Annotated in this window: 5 protein-coding genes; 4 read left to right on the top strand and 1 reads right to left on the bottom strand. The window is 62.5% G+C overall.

What is annotated here, in order from left to right; genetic code table 11:
- Positions 1–594, bottom strand: coding sequence for an invasion associated locus B family protein (locus tag ACFWYE_RS14900; RefSeq protein ID WP_379063963.1), 594 nt, complete (start codon positions 592–594; stop codon positions 1–3).
- A 194-nt stretch (positions 595–788) separates the two neighbouring features.
- On the opposite strand from ACFWYE_RS14900, the gene ACFWYE_RS14895 reads away from it, so the two are divergent.
- The 4 genes from ACFWYE_RS14895 to ACFWYE_RS14880 all read left to right on the top strand — a co-directional run bounded on the left by ACFWYE_RS14895 (position 789) and on the right by ACFWYE_RS14880 (position 15896).
- Positions 789–14195, top strand: coding sequence for a hypothetical protein (locus tag ACFWYE_RS14895; RefSeq protein ID WP_379112329.1), 13407 nt, complete (start codon positions 789–791; stop codon positions 14193–14195).
- Positions 14196–14357: 162 nt separating this feature from the next.
- Positions 14358–14843 carry a phage tail protein gene (locus ACFWYE_RS14890; RefSeq protein WP_379112327.1) on the top strand — a complete coding sequence of 162 codons (486 nt, stop codon included), beginning with the start codon at positions 14358–14360 and terminating at the stop codon, positions 14841–14843.
- Positions 14844–14852: 9 nt separating this feature from the next.
- Complete coding sequence (locus ACFWYE_RS14885; RefSeq protein ID WP_379112325.1) at positions 14853–15356, top strand: phage tail protein; 504 nt, start codon at positions 14853–14855, stop codon at positions 15354–15356.
- 9 nt (positions 15357–15365) lie between these two features.
- Entirely contained in the window at positions 15366–15896 is a 531-nt protein-coding gene (locus ACFWYE_RS14880; RefSeq protein WP_379112324.1) for a phage tail protein, read from the top strand.
- Positions 15897–15918 lie beyond the last annotated feature (22 nt).

The raw sequence follows: 15918 nt of genomic DNA, 5'->3' as shown, positions 1-15918 counted from the left end.
CTACTTGGTAGCCTGCAGCTTGTCGACCGCTGCCGTAAAGCCCTTCAGTGAGACGGGGATGGTCACCGGCTTGCGCGTCACGGATTCCATGCCGATGCTCAGTGTTGTCCCCGACTTCAATCCCGTCAGCAGTTCCGGCGTGAGAGGCACGGCGGCATAGGCGCCGTTCTGGTCACTGGTCTGAATGGCAACAGGCGCCTTGTTGCCGGAATCAATCTGGTAAGATGCGCCAGCGGGCAGGAACAGGCCGTGCGGCAGTGCCAGCAACATGGCGAGGCTGCCATTGTCGGCCTGCCGGCGTACGGTCAGCGTCAACACGCGCTGACCGGTCTTGGACTCCGTCAGGTTCTGCGAAGCCTGGCACTCGAGGTCGGTTCCCGAACCGCCACTGGCGCAGTTTACGACCCAGGGATTGCCCTCGGGCTGCTTGGCGTCGGCGGCCTTCGCATCTGCAGGCTTGGCGCTGGGTTTGGCTTCCTCGGCATACACGCCAGAGACCGTGGCGCCCAGCATGACAAGCACTGTTGCGGCGCTCGCCCACATGCTCCATCGGGAGCCATAAGACCCACCCATACAGACTTTGCCTTTCGTCATTTCGCACCCCATACGCGGACCCGCGTGATCCCTACATCAGTGCATACTTTCTGGAAAGCGGAACTTCACCTGCCAGATTACATGCTGTTACCAAATAACCACAGTATTGATGACTCTTCTTGGGAGTGTTCCACTCAAGGACTCGCTAATCAAGTGATTTTGGATATTGTCCCCCAACCTGGGGATGTTGCTGAATGGTTTGGGGGAAACGCACGCCGTTTCGTGTTCAGGCTGGCGTGCGTGGCGCTGCCCGCATGGGGGCTCGGTATTTGCCACACGCCTCCATGCCACATGCGTATTCGCAGCACGCACGGCAGCTTCTCAAAACCTCGGCGCTGTCTACGGTAGCACTTGCGCTGTCGGGCATCACCACGGCGCAGGCCGATCCCGACGGGCTTTGGCAGCCACAGGTGCGTGCCATCATCGGCGCCGACAACCACGGCGCCAGTGCCGCCCTGGAAGGTTTCATCCCGCTGAAGCAGACCGCCGAGTCGGTGCTGTTTCTCGACGTCCGCGGCAAACATCGATTCGACGACGGCTTCGGCCAGGATGTCGGCATCGGCGTGCGCCGACTGGTCAACCCCGACCTGCTCGTGGGCGGCTATGCCTATGCCAACGTGCAGACCGTCGACGGCCACACTTACAGTGGAGCAACGCTCGGCATCGAGGCGATCACGGCCAATTACGATGGCCATCTGAATGTCTACCTGCCGTTTGGCGGCGACGGCAACGAGAGCAAAAGCAATTCCACCTTGTCGCTCGTCGGCAATCAACTGCTCGAGCAGGTATCCGTCCTCGACCGGCGCAGCTACAGCGCCTGGGGCGTCGAGGGCGAATTCGGCGTGCAGGTGCCGCTGGACCTGCCGGACAATCATTCACTGAGGCTGGATGTCGGCGGCTATCATTTCGCCGATCCCGACGGGCACGACGGCAGTGTTACCGGTGCCAAAGCCGGTATCGAATATGCCATTCGTGACGCATTCAGCGCCGGCTGGGACCTCACGCTCGCCGGCGAAGTACGCAGCGACAATCGCGACCACACCCAATTCGCCGGTTCGATCCAGCTTAGCGTGCCGTTCAATCCGCCTGCACGCAATGCCAACCAGGATGAGGTCGCGACAGCCTATCCGGTGAGCGAGGGCCTGCGCAAACGGGTCAACGAGCGCGTGCGCGGCGATATCGGCGTGCGCGTCAACACCCAGGAGACGAAGCGCGACTTCACGCGCAACGCCATCAATGCCGCGACCGGCAAGGCCTTCGGCACCTTCTTCTTCGCCGACGGCGAAAATACACTGGGCCTCGGCACTCAGGGCGACCCGACGACGCTCGATGATGCCGTCGCCAAAGCAGGCAAGGATGGATTTGTCGTCGCCCTCGGCGGCAAGGGCAACATTTTGACCGCCGGGGCCATTCTGGCGCAGAACCAGACCGTGATCGGCGGCGCAGGCACCGTGAAGGCTCTTGCCCTCTCCGGAAACATCGAGACCTTCAGCTTCGGCGGCTCGAATGGCACCATCGCAGGAACGAACGCCGGCAATGCGGTGCTCAGTCTCGCAGACGGCGATACGATTTCTGGCATCACCGTAACGGGTGGCGGCGTCGGCATCTCGGGCGTCAACATCAAGGGCGCGACCCTGACCGATGTCACAGTAACCGGAACCGGCTCGCACGGCGTCGCCTTCACCGGCAGTTCGACGGGCGTCACAGGGACCAACCTGACGTCCAGCGGCAATGGCGGCGACGGGCTGCATATCGAAAGCGACGGCACCTTCAATTTCGCCGGAACCACCCTGCTCTCCGGCAATGCCGGCGACGGCCTCGATATCAAGGGCAAGGGCACCTACGCATTCGCAACGCTGAACGCGCAAAACAACGCCGGCGACGGCATCCATGTCGCAGGCACCTCCAGCACCGGCACATTCTCGACCACCGGCGGCACGGTCTCCGGCAATGGCGGCATCGGCGTCTTCGTGGACCCGATCACCGCCAGGATCACGCTGGGCTCGGTCGGCCAGAATGGCGGCACGTCGGGCATCGTGCTCGACAATGTGAGCGGCAGCTTCACCATCACCGGCCCGACGACCATCTCGAACACGAGCGGCGATGCGATATCGATCACGAATTCGTCGGCGACGATCTCGTTCCTCGGCGGCGTTCTCATCACCAATCCGGCCTCCGGCTTCGCCGGAGTCGACATCGAGGGCAACAACGGCGCGATCAGTTTCGTCAACCTGCAGATCGCCCTGCAGTCAGGCAACAGCACCGGGCTCGATCTTTCCGGCGCGCTGGTGAACGGCAACATCACCGCGATCATCTTCAACCTGACCAGCACCACGCCCACCGGCACGGTCGGCGTCAACCTGGTCGGCGCGAGCGGCACCGGCGCCGTACGGCTCGGTGACCCCAACGCCCTGGGCGCGAATGCATCGATCGGCGGGGCTGGAGGCAATGCCACCGGTCCGGGAACCGGCGTGCTATTGTCCGCTGCGACAAGCCTGAATTTCATCTTCGGCGACGGCGAAGCCGGCACAGACGTCGGCTCGACCATCACGGCGGCGACGCCTGTCGCCGCAACCGACACCCTGCCGCTTGGCGGCAGCTACAACTTCCTCGACGCCAGGCTCATCGGCAACACATCCAATCTCGCAACCAACGTCTCGCTCTACTACGTCGACAACGTCACCGACGGCATCGACGACGGCTCGCGCGATCATCCGGGCACGATCCTCGGCGCCATGAACAGCACGGCGGCCGTCATCATACTGGTTGACCGCACCGGAACCGACGTCATCGACACCAATGCCGCCACGCAAGGGGCGCAGGCATCGCTGCTGCTCGATAACAACCAACGCCTGATGTCGTTCCTGGCCGGAGACACGATCAGCGTCGGCGGCGGCGCACCGGCCAACTTCCTGCTCACCGGTATCGATGTCGGCAAGGTCACCAACCCGTTCGCCGGCACCGGCTCGCCGATGCTGACCACCACCGCCGCAGCCAATACGGTGACCCTGGGCAACGCCAACCTGATCGAGGGCGTGCAGGTCAGCAATGGCGCCGGAGCCGCCTCGGTTTCCGGTGCGGGCTCCAGCGCAACGCTCCGCAACAGCGTGATCGGCGGCCTGGCGCTCAACGCGATGTCCGGCACGGTCACTGTCGACAGTACCACCCTGGACCAGCTGACGGTCACAGGCGGCAGCGTGGCCGTGGTCGGGGCCAAGGCCAATCTCGCCACCGGCGCCAATGTTGCGGCATTGTCCGTAACCGGTGGTCATTCAGGCTCGATCACCTTCGATGCCGCCTCGTCGATCCTGGCCAGCAACGGCACCGGCCTGCTGTTCGACAATGCCGACGGCATCTACGGTTTCAACGGCGCTACGACGCTCAGCGGCGGCGATGCGGGCATCGACATCCTGAACGGCTCGGCGGGCTCCTTCACCTTTGGCACCGGCGCCTCGATCGCCAGCCCATCCGGCACGGCGTTGACTGTCGACGGCAGCACAGCGACAGTGACCTTCGCCGGCTCGCTGACGCAGAACAGCGCCGCCACGGCAATTTCGGTAACCAACAATACGGGCGGCACGATCACCCTCGGCGGCATGGTGGTGGCCACCACCTCAACTGCCGACGCCATTCTGTTCCAGGGCAACGGCGCGGCGACGACGCTCTCCCTGAATGGCGGGCTCGACGTCAACACCACCTCGGGCATCGGACTGCTGGCAAACGCCGCAGGCACGATCAACATCGCGGCGACCAGCGGCTTCGAATACATCAGCGCGCAGACCGGACAGGCAGTCGACCTGACCGGCGTGACTGCCAACATTGCGCTTGATCTGGTCTACGGCAATGGCGGCACGAGCGCGATCAGCCTGATGTCCGTCGACGGAACGTTTGCCGTCAGCAATTCGACCACCGTCTCGTCAACCAGCAACGACGGTATCCGGATCGTACAGTCCGCGGCCAATGTCTCCTTCGGCGGCACGACGACGATCACCGACACTGGTGGCAACGGCATCTATCTGCAGGACAATACCGGGACCGTCAGCTTCAACGGCAGCACGACGATCAGCAATCCGGGCGCGGCCTTCACGGCTTCCGGTGTTGCCATCAAGGGCGTCAACGCGGCGATCGCCTTCAACAGCCTGGCCATCGACCTCGCGCAGCCCTCGACAACCGGCATCGACATGTCGAGCGCCGTGCTGGCAGGCAATATCACCGTCACGGATTTCGACCTCACCAGCAGCTCTGCCGCAGGCACGATCGGCATCGACATCAGCGGCGTGACGAGTCCGAGCAACAAGACGATCTTCATCGGCGACCCGAGCACGCCATTCGCGAGCGGCCAGAGCGCCACCATCGCCGGCGTCGACACCGGCGTGCTGGTGTCGCCACTCACCAATATCGGCTTCACCTTCGGCGACGGCGAAGCGGTGCAGGATGTCGGCTCGACGATCAACGCAACGACGCCGATCCGGTCGACCGGCGCGCTGCCCACGCTTGGCACCTACAATTTCCTCGACGCCAACCTGGTCGGCGACACCACCAACCTGTCCACCAATGTCTCCGTCTACTATGTCGACGATGTCACCGACGGCATCGACGACGGCTCGCGCGACCACCCAGGCACCATCACAGGCGCGTTGGCCGCCGCGGCCGACGCGATCGTGCTGGTCAACAATCCGCTGGACGGTGACGGCACCATCGACATCTTTTCGGCGACGCAGGGTGTCCAGACCACCGTGTTGCTCGATGCAAACCAGCGTCTTTATTCCTTCAACCAGAATGGCTCGACGATCAATGTCGGCGGCGGCGCGCCGGGCACCTTCCTGCTGACGGGCATAAGCAACGGCACCATCACCAATCCGGGCGTCGGCACGCCGATCCTAACGTCGTCGAGTGGGCTGAGCCAGACCATCACGCTCGGAAGCAGCAACACGATCGACGGCATCATCGTCAGCAACAGTTCGTCTCCCTCGATCAGCGGCACCGGCATCAGCGGTGGCGTCATTGCGAACAGCAATCTTGTCGGGATCCTGCGCCTGGACAGCGCCATCGGAACGGTGACGATCACCAACACGACGATGGCGAAGTTCCTTATCGATGGCGGCAGCGTCAATGTGAACGGTACGAATGCCGACATATCGACAAACACCAGCGGTGAAGCATTCAGAGCGACAAACGGGCATACCGGGACGATCAACTTCGACGCGGCATCGAGCGTTGTCGCGACCAGCGGTACCGGTTTCCAGTTCGACAATGCAGACGGCTCGTACAGCTTCCTCGGCAACAACACGCTGAACGGCGATGACGCCGGCATCGACATCCTCAACGGATCGGGTGGCACATTCGTCTTCTCGACCGCCGGCTCGACCACGACAACGATCACCAATCCGACCGGTGTCGCCTTCAATGTCGATGCCAGTACGGCGACTGTGACCTACAACGGCAACATCACGCAGACGGCGAATCCGGCCGCGCTGGTGAATGTCACCAACCACAGCGGCGGCACCATCACCTTCCAGAACGGCACGCTGAACGCCACCACGGGCACCGGCCTGCAGTTCAGCAATGCCGACGGCACCTACAACTTGAACGGCACCACGACGCTCAACGGCGGCGACGCGGGTGTCGACATCGTCGGCGGCTCGGGCGGTACCTTCAGCTTTGGCACCGGAGCCTCGATCACCAGCCCCTCCGGTATCGCCTTCAACGTCGCCGCGAGCGCAGCGACCATCACCTACAACGGCACGATCACGCAGAACAATGCGGCGAACGCGGTTTCGCTCACCGCCAACACCGGCGGCACGATCACCTTCGGCGGCGCCATAACAGCCAACACGACGACCGCGACGGCTATCTCGATCGCCAACAACACCGGCGGCATCTTCAATTTCAACGGACAGGTCACGACCAGCACGTCGAGCGGCACCGGCGTGCTGCTCGACACCAACACGGGCGCCACGGCCAATTTCACCGGCGGCCTCGACATCGCGACGAACGGCGGCGATGGTCTGACAGCAATCAATGGCGGCACACTGACCGTCACCGGTTCCGGCAACACGATTGCGTCTGATGGCAACGGCCTCTTGATGGGCGGTATGAATGTCGGTGCCACGGGCATCAACTTCGACAACATCTCAGCCGACTCCAGCATTGCCGGCATCGCACTGAGCGGCGTAACCCTGACAGGCGATGTGAATATCGGTGGATTGCAGGTCACCGGCGTCAATGGCGGCGCCTTCTCGGGGCTGACAGGCCTCGGGAAAGTCAATCTGACCGGAACGATCGACCTAGACCTTACAGATCCAAACAGTATCGGCTTCGACTTCGGCGGCCAGATCGGCACCGTCAATATCGCGAACGCCACCGGATCCACACTGACCATCGATGGCGCCTGGCTCGGAATCCAGTTCAGCGGAGCACAGGGCGGCACGGCCAATGTCGGCGGCAATGGCGGCTCGGCCACCATCACCGCGGCCCAGGCCACCGGTTCGGCGATCGCGTTGAACGGCAACACCATCGGCGGGCCAGTGCTCAACTACACCGGCGCGCTCAATGTCAGCGCAGGCAATGTGGTTTCCACGGCCGGCGCAGACCTTGCCGTGCTCAACCTTGCCGGTACCGTCACCTCGACCACCAGCGCCAGCGCCTTCAATTTTGCCGTGGCGTCGGGCACCTACAACATCTCAAGCTCGATCACCCATAGCGGTGGAACCGGCGTCAATGTCGGCCTGGGCGCGCTGGCGACCGGAACCATCACATTCTCGGGCGCATCGAAGACATTCAGCACCGGTATCAACAATGCCGTCTCCATGGCCGGCCTGGGCACGCTCTCCTTCACCAATGGCGGCCTCGGCATCACGACCAGTTCCGGCATCGGCCTCGGAGCCGTCTCCGGCACCGTCAAAATTTCGGGCGGTACCGGCAACACCATCACTTCCACGGCCGGAACGGCAGTCAGCCTCAGCGGCACCACCGCCGACATCACGCTCAACTCCATCACCGCGGCCGGCGGCACGAACGGCGTGTCGCTCAGCACCATGGCCGGCAGCTTCAGCGTCTCGGGCACGACGCAGGTATCGAACACGACGGGCGGCGGCATCGTACTGGCCGGCAACAGCGGAACAGTGTCGTTCCTCGGCACGACGACCATCACCAGTCTGACCACAGCCGCGGTCAAGATCAACGGCACCAACGGTGCGATCAGCTTTGCCGACCTCGACATCGCACTGACTGCCGCAAACACGACCGGCTTCGACGTTTCGGGAGCCGTCGTCAACGCCAACATCACGGCGACCGATTTCGACCTCACCAGCGCTTCGGCCACGAACACGACTGGTGTCAATCTGGTCGGCACAACCGGAACCGGCCTCATCCAGCTCGGCGACGGCAGCGCACCCGCCGGCGGCCAAAACGCGAGCATCGCGGGCACCCTCGCCAACCCAGGCGGCCCGACGACAGGCGTACTCGTGTCCAGCGCCACCAATGTCGACTTCATCTTCGGCGATGGCGAAGGCAGCACCGATGTCGGATCGTCGATCACCGCGGTAACGCCGATCGCCGCCACCGACACGCTGCCCAACCATGGCACCGATGTCTACAACTTCCTCGACGCGACGCTGACCGGCGACACGTCGAACCTGTCCTCGCCATTCAGCGTCTATTACGTCGACAATTTCGACGACGGCACCAACAACGGCTCGCGAAACAATCCAGGCACGATTGCCGGCGCCATCGCAAGCGGCCGCGACATCATCGTGCTCGTCAACAATGGCGGCACCATCGACGTCAACAGCGCATTCCAGGGTGCCGGCACAACGTTGACGCTGGCCAACAACCAGCGGCTCTATTCCTTCCTGGCCGGCGACACCATCAATGTCGGCGGCGGCGCCCCGGCGAGCTTCCTGCTGACCGGCGTCGACAGCGGCAACATCACCAATCCGGCCAGCGGCACGCCGACGCTGACGACCAGCGCGGCCGCAGCGAACACAGTCACGCTTGCCAACAACAACGTGTTGCAGGGCGTTCTGGTCACCTCCGGGCCGGGCGGCTATGGAGTCTCGGGCACCGGCAGCAACACGCTGACGATAACCGGCAGCAATGTCGGCGGACTGAGGCTCAGCTCCGCTACGGGCATGGCGAACCTCGGCAACACGCTCTTCAGCCACATCCATCTCGCCGGCGGCAGCATCGTGTTGACTGCCACCAATGCCGATATCAGCAGCACAACGGCGGTGAATGCGTTCGAAATTTCAGGCGGCCACACCGGCAACATCACTTTCGATGCGGCGTCCACCATCAGCCAGACCGGCACGGCGCGCGGCGTCTCCATCACTGGCAAGACCGCGGGCACCGTCACCTTCAGCGGCCTTGTCACCGCCAACACCGGCGCGGCAGAAGGCGTCTTCCTGAGCGGCAACACCGGCGCCACGTTCAATTTCGACGGCGGCCTCGACATCGACACCACCACCGGCACCGGTTTCACCGCAACGGGCGGCGGCACGATCAATGTCGCCAGCAGCGCCAGCAACACGATCAACTCGACCGGTGGCCAGGCGATCAATCTCGCCAACATCACGAGCAACATCACGTTCGCCTCGATTGTCGCCGGCGGTGGGGCAAGAGGCATATCGCTGGATGCCGTCGCAGGCTCGTTCACGGTGTCGGGAACGACAACCATCAACGGTTCCACCGACGCCGGCATCCAGATCCAGAACTCGTCGGCCAACGCCACCTTCACCGGCAAGGTGACGATCCTCAACGGCATTGGCGCCAATGGCGACGGCGTGTGGATGGATACCAACACCGGAACCTACGATTTCAACGGCGGCGTCGACATCACGGTGAACGGGACCGGAGCGTTCGGTCTGCGGGCGCACAATTCCGGCACCGTCAACATCGCCAATGTCGCCGGCAACCAGATCACCTCGAACAACGGCACCGCGTTGTCGATCGATCCGATGACGTTCAACGCCACCTTCGACAGCTTGACGGCGGGCGGCGGCACCAACGGCGTTTTGCTGGACCAGATGAGCGGCTCGCTGACGGTGACAGGCATGGTCACCATCAACAATTCAACCGGCAACGGCCTGATGATCGCCAATTCGGCGGGCACGGTAAGCCTCGGCAGCGTCGCCATCAATGGAACCGCCGGCAACGGCGTCGACATCTCCGGTGTCAACGGAGCCATCACGATCAGCGACGGCTCGATCGGCGACAGCAACGATCCGGGCGGCATCGGCGTCAAGATCAGCGGCGGTACTGCGGCCGTCACCATCAATGCGTCGGTTGCGAAAACAACGGCAGGCGACCTGGTCGAGGTCACAGGGCGCACCGCCGGCACCGTCAGCTTCGGCGGCAATCTCTCGTCCAGCGCGCAGGGTGGCGGCATAGACGTCAACGGAAACAGCGGCACCGCAGTCATCAGTTTCAGTGGCGCGACCAAGGCGATCAACACCAGTGCCAGTGGCGCAGCCGCGGTTTCGCTCGTCAACAATGGCGGTGCCACGATCAGTTTCCTCGGCGGCGGACTTGCCATCAGCAGTGGTGCCGGCACCGGCTTCAATGCCACCGGTGGCGGCACGATCAATGTGACGGGCAGCGCGAACCAGATTTCCACGACGACCGGCACTGCCGTCAACCTCGACACGGTCGTGATCGGCGCCAGCAATGTCACATTCGATACGACGAACAAGACGGCCACGGGCGGCACCAGCGCCGTGGTGCTGAATACGGTAACCGGCGGCAGTATCGATCTCGGCAGCGGCACGCTCAACGGTGGCTCGGGCGCGGTGATCCGCGTCGGCGACGGCGCCGGCGGCGCCAACACCGGCGGCACGGCGGGACTTGTCTACAGCGGCAACATCGTCAGTGGCACCGGCCAGGCCGTCAACATCCAGGACCGTGCGGCCGGAGCGCAGAACATAACGCTTTCGGGCAACATCACGCACACCGTCAGCGGCCAGACCGGCATACTGCTGGATGACAACGCGGCTGGAACAATCACCTTCTCGGGCGCGTCGAAGTCGATCTCGTCGGGGTCGGCAACGGCCGTCAGCCTCACCGACAATGGCGGCGCAACGGTCAGTTTCCTCAATGGCGGGTTGAACATCACCGCCTCCGGTACAGGTTTCCTGGCCACGGGCGGCGGCACGATCAATGTGGTGTCCGGAGCCGGAACCGACGCCATCACCACGACCACAGCCACCGGCACAGGCGTCGACCTGAACGGGATCATCATCGGTGCCGGCAATATCGGCTTCGCGACGGTCAATGTGGATGGCGCCGCCACCGGTATCCGGGTGACCAATGTCACAGGCAGCGGCCTTTTCATCAGCGGCGGCACAATACAGAACACGACAACGGCGGCAGTCGATATCAGCGGCGGCAGCAGCAGCATCAATTTCGCCAACATGACAATCAGCAATTCCGCCGGCCGTTCCCTGTCGGTTGTTGGCCGCAGCATCGGCGCGATCAGCTTCGGTGGCGGCACTCTCACCGATACCGGCCAGGGCATGCTGTTCCAGAACAACACTGGCGGTTCGACAACATTCTCCGGCGGCACCCGCAGCGTCAACGTCGCAGGCGCGAACAATGCGCTGACCGTCATCAACAGCGCCAGCCACTCGGTAAGCTTCGGCGGTACGACCACGCTCCAGACCACGGGGACCGGCAATGCGGTCGACATTTCCAACGGCGCGACGCTGGCCTTCACCGGCACCGCCATCAATGCCAATGGCAGCGGCGCGGCTCTGCAGGCCGACGGCGGCGGCACGATCGTCATTACCGGAACGGGTGCGCTGAGCGCCGGCGCGACCGCAACGGCCGTCAGCCTGGACACCGTAGCGGTGGGTGCCGGCGGCATCACCTTCGCCTCCACCAGCAAGACGGCGGGCGGCACCAACGCCGTGCTGATGAACAGCGTCACCGGCACCGGTGCGATCAATCTCGGCACCGGTACGCTCAACGCCACGACGGGCGCGGTCGTCAGCATCACCGGCGGCACGGCCAGCTTCACCTACAGCGGCAACATCAACCAGAGCAACAACGCCGCTCTGCTCAGCGTCACCAACCACACGACCGGCACGGTCACGTTCCAGACCGGCACGCTCAGCGCCACCAACGGCACGGGCCTGCAGTTCGACAATGCCGATGGCACCTACAACTTCAACGGCACAACGACGCTGAATGGCGGCGATGCCGGCATCGACATCATCAACGGGTCGGCTGGCGCCTTCACGTTCGGTAGTGGCACCACGATCACCAATCCGACCGGCGCCGGCTTCCTGGTCAGCGGCGGCAACGGCAACATCACCTACAACGGCACCATTTCCAAGAACAATGCGGGCCGCATGATCGATATCCAGTCGCGTACGGGCGGCACCACGACGTTCAGCGGCAATCTGTCGGCAACGACAAATGCCACGGGCGGCATCTATGCCGCCAGCAACAGCGGCGGAACCTTCGATTTCAGCGGTGCCACGAAGACACTCTCGCTCAACGGCAGGGGTGTCGACCTCCAGGCCAACACCGGCGCGACATTCAATTTCACAAATGGTGGACTGGCCATCACATCGACCACCCAACTCGGTTTCAACGCCTCGGGCGGCGGCACGGTAACGGTTCAGGGCACGAACAACACCATCAGTTCGGGCACCGGGGGAGCGCTCAATATCTCCAACACCAGTATCGGGGCGGCCGACGTCACGTTCAGGTCGATTTCTTCGAACGGGGCAGCGAGCGGCATCGTCCTCAACAATACTGGAACCGCGGGTGGTTTGACGGTGACCGGCGATGGTGCTGCAGCCAACAACGGTTCGGGTGGCACCATCCAGAGTTCCACGGGCGACGGCATCAGCCTGACGAACACCACCGACGTCAACCTTGCCCGCATGAACGTCACCAACAATCTCGGCGACGGCATCGGCGGCGCGACCATCAACGGCATGGTGCTGGATCGGTTGAATATTTCTGGAAACGGCAATGACGCGGGGGCGGACGAATCCGGCATCAACATCGTTGACCTGACGGGAACGGCATCGGGCGGCGCGCACCGGACGGCGATCCTCAATTCGGTGATCAGCAACAACTACGAATTCGAGATCCAGATCACCAATAGTTCCGGAACGCTGACCAACCTTCAGTTCCTCAACAACAGCGTAACCGCCAACGACAGCGGCGGTGTTATCGGCAACGCGTTCAACTTCCTGGGAGAGGGCACTTCCACCATGGGGCTGACCGTGAGTGGCGGCAGCTTCACCGGAAATTACAATCCTGCCAGCCCGCCCGCCAATCCAACGGCCACCGGACTCCATGCCGACACCAGTGGAACGGCAATGACGGTCAATGTGTCGGGTGCGACATTCACCGCCAACAATGTCGGCATCAACATCTCGACCGGACCGGGCGGCAGCACGGTTGTTTTCGACCTCGACAACAATACATTCGTCAATCAGCGCTCGACCGCGATCAATATCTTCAACAACGGCAACGCCCCGTTCACCCGGACGGTCAACGGCACCATCACCAACAACATCATCGGGAATGGTGCCGACTTCTCAGGCTCGACTGTCGGTCGAGGCATTGATGTCGGCAACGAAGGTGCGGTCAACCTCACCGTGCTGATCAGCGGCAATACGATCCAGGACATCGGCACGCCGGGAACACTGACAAGCACCGGCAGCGCGGGTATCGGCTCCAACATCGGAATCGTGGGATCGCCAACTGGCGGTGGTACGACCAACCTGACAATCACGAACAACGCCATCAGCGATATCCACGACAGCCGCGCCATCGTGGTGGATGAAAGCAACGGCGCGACAGGCCCGCAGCCCACGGTGTTCGTCAACCTCTCCGGCAACACCATCAGCGGCTTCATTGGCGGCCAGGCCGGCGACGGCTCGAAGATTCGTCTGGATCAGGATAACGGCATCTTCCGTGTGACGCAGGGCGCCCCGGCAAGTGGCCCGGCCTCGCTCGAGGCCGTCAACACTGGCGTCACCGACGTGCAGATCAGTGTCGGCGGAACGGTTTCCTTCAACCAGGGCACTCCACCACTGCCGACAACCAATCCACTGCCGCTGCTCGCAGCTCCCGGCGGTGTTCAGGCTCCGGGCGACGACTTGTGGGGCGACGTGCTGACCGGCGAAACGCTGGACAGCATCATCGCCGCCGCGATCCAACGCTGGGCCGCCACCGGCCTGACCGACGAACAGCTCGCGGCTCTCAACGCCACGACCTTCGAGATCGCTGATCTCGGCGGCAATTATCTCGGCCTGGCGAGCGGCAACGTGATCCGGCTCGACGACAATGGCAATGGCCTCGGCTGGTATGTCGACCTCACTCCACTCAGCGATGAGGAATTTGCCAACCGTGTCGGCGAAACGCTCCTGTTTGCCGACGGAACAGCCGCGCCTGCCGGACGATATGACTTGCTTACCACCGTCATGCACGAATTCGGCCATGTACTTGGTCTTGGCGACGGCCACGCCGTCGATGACAGCTCCACCTTGATGTATGATGCATTTACACCAGGAGAGCGACGCCTTCCGGTCACCATATACAGTCCGCAGGAAAGTTACTATTCAGCTTCAACAGTAAAATGAGGCGTATATTGCTACAATCAAGAACGAATTATATTGATATAATAGTGATGCAGGATTGATTTACGGTTTTTTATTTACTTCAAAATGAGATCGTGCATTATTGATCTTGGGTGAAAAAGGGGGCATACCGTGGCGGAACCGTTTCTGTCTGAAATCCGGATCATGTCATTCGTGTTCGCACCGAGAGGTTGGGCACTGTGCAACGGACAGCTTCTGCCGATCGCCCAGAACCAGGCGCTCTTCTCACTCCTCGGCACGACTTTCGGCGGTGACGGCAGAGTGAACTTCGCACTGCCCGACTATCGCGGCAGAACACCCATCCATGTCGGTTCGGGACATACGCTCGGCGACCGAGGCGGAGAGCAGGCACACACGCTGTCGATATCGGAGATACCGCAGCATTTTCACGCGCTGCTTGCGTCGAGCCAGACCGGCAATTCCAACAACCCGAATTTCGCGGGCACGGGCAACGTTCTCGCACAGGATCCCGGAAACGTTTATTCGCCGGGGTTTTCTCCCGGTGCCGCATCGCTCAACGTAGGATCCGTCGCCAATGTGGGCGGAAGCCAGGCGCATCTCAACATGCAACCATTCCTGACCCTGTCCTTTTGCATCGCGCTTCAGGGCATCTTTCCTTCGCCGACCTAGGAGACATCCATGGCACAACCTTATGTTGGCGAAATCCGCATGTTCGGTGGCAACTTCGCTCCGGCAGGATGGATGTTCTGCGAGGGGCAGCTTCTGCCCATCTCAGAAAACGAGACGCTGTTCCAGCTTATCGGCACGACCTATGGCGGCGATGGTCAATCCACTTTCGCGCTGCCGGATCTGCGTGGCCGCATCCCTATCCATCAGAGCAATGATTTCATCCTCGCCGAGACCGGTGGAGCCGAAGAGATAACGTTGACGGTTACCCAGATGCCGGCGCATAGCCATCCCCTGCTCGGGTCGACCGGCAACGGTGCACAGGCAAACCCTCAAAACAATGTTCTGGCGAGCTCGACTGTCGTGAAGCCCTACGCGAATGAAAACGCAACCGCCAGTTTAGCTCCCACTTCGATCGGAACGGTTGGCGGAAGCCGTGCGCATACCAACTTCCAGCCGTACCTCTGCATCAATTTCATCATATCGCTGTTCGGGATATTCCCGTCACCGTCTTGAGAGAACGACATGGCCGACCCTTTCGTCGCTGAAATCCGAATTTTCCCGTTTAATTTTGCTCCCAGGGGCTGGGCTTGGTGCGACGGCCAATTGTTGCCGCTATCGCAGAACACAGCCCTTTTCTCCTTGCTTGGCACGACCTACGGAGGAAACGGCAAGTCGAACTTCGCATTGCCGGACCTTCAGGGCATGGCACCAATGCATCCAGGCCAGGGGCCGGGTCTTTCGCTGCACGATCTGGGCGAAACCGGCGGCTCGGAAACGGTCACTTTGCTTGAAAGCGAGATCCCCAACCATTCTCACCCACTGCGGGGGACCGTTGAAGACGGTACGCAGGGCACTTTGGCCCAGGGTATAACCCTCGCCACATCGGTTAGCGGCACCTTGTACCAAACAACGACCGCGAGTGCCTCTCTGGTGCCCATGTCGGCGCAGGCTCTCGCCCCCGCCGGAGGCGACGCGCCGCACAACAACATGCAACCCTATCTCACCTGCTATTTCTGCATCGCGCTGCAAGGCGTTTTCCCGCCGCGAGGCTGATCCAAACCGACGCCCGGGAGGG

The organism is Mesorhizobium sp. NPDC059025, assembly GCF_042739655.1.
In the GTDB taxonomy this organism is placed as follows: Bacteria; Pseudomonadota; Alphaproteobacteria; order Rhizobiales; family Rhizobiaceae; genus Mesorhizobium.
This window is presented reverse-complemented; position numbering and strand designations above follow the sequence as displayed.